The following is a 1,157-nucleotide window of genomic DNA, read 5'->3' as shown; positions in this document are numbered from 1 at the left end:
TGTAGGAGGGCAGGACGTTGGTGACGCGCCCCGGGACGAGACTGGCAGGAGCTTGACCGCCTGCAGCTGAGTGGGGTCGGTGATGATTGTAGTGCTGAACCCAGACCTTCGTCGCTTCTTCTCTGGCCGACTCGGAGTCATAGGTCCTCGCGTAGAGGCATTCATCGGCCAGGATCCGCTGATATCGCTCGACCTTGCCGTTATGCCGCGGCGTGTAGGGCCTGATCCGCTGATGGATCCCACCGAGGTTGTTCACCGCCTGGGTGAAGTCTCCGGCGGCGAAGTTCACCCCGTTATCGGTGACCACCCTGCGAAGCCGCGTGATCCCCTCAGCGGCGAAGAATGCTCTGGCCTTGTTCACGAACTCCACCGCAGTGGCGGCCTTCTCGTCCGGCATCACCTCGGTGTAGGCGAGGCGGGTGTATCCATCGACTGCGGAGTACAGGCAGGTGTAGCCGCCGATGTTGTGGCCCTGACTCTTCGCGGCGCTCTTCGACCGATCAGCGGCACGGGCGGCCTCGGAGTCTCGGCCGTGGGCGAACCAGCCGCCGCCGTCGGGGATCCGGCCGGCTTTCTTCACATCCAGGTGCACCATCGCTCCAGGGGCGGTGGCGGTGATCGTGCCGGGCTGCCGGGCCGACTCGCCGCCCGGGTCGAGGTGGCGGCGCCTGTTGATCCCCAGGCGCTTGAACCAGCGGCCCACGGTGCGCGGGTGGATGCCGAAGCCGTGCTCGCTCTGAAGCTCGACGGCGATGCGGGAGGCCGCCCACTTATACTCCCGGCGCCAGGTCTCGATCAGCTCCACCACCCAGTCCGGGGTGGTGTCCGGCGATGCCTGCGGCCGTGATGAGCGATCGTGGAGGCCGTCTTCGCCGTGGTGCTGGTAGCGCTGGTGCCATTTCGACAGACAGGCTCTCGAGACTCCGGCTTCAGCAGCGACGTGGGCCAGCGGTCGTCCGTTCTGGATGCGGTCGATGAGGCGGAGTCGCCCTTCTGGAGTCAGTGGCGCGTTATCGTGGGACATCGAGGAGCAGGCTCGCTTTCGCTCATGACGGTTCTTTCGCGATTACCCATCATGCAGCGCAGAGGGCCTGCTCCTCTTTCTTCGCTCATCCCGTCGGTGCCGTAAACAACGTCAGGCCCCGCAACACCTAGCT

General features: G+C 65.5%; 1 protein-coding gene. It reads right to left on the bottom strand.

Features of this window, described 5'->3' with window-relative positions; genetic code table 11:
• The coding region (locus GU5_RS0109075; protein WP_033228090.1) for an IS481 family transposase at positions 1 to 1,024 on the bottom strand (1,024 nt) is incomplete at its 3' end.
• Positions 1,025 to 1,157 lie beyond the last annotated feature (133 nt).

It is taken from the genome of Nesterenkonia sp. F (assembly GCF_000220985.1).
GTDB lineage: Bacteria > Actinomycetota > Actinomycetes > Actinomycetales > Micrococcaceae > Nesterenkonia.
Note: the sequence above shows the minus strand (reverse complement) of the source record. Positions and strands in the feature narration are given on the sequence as shown.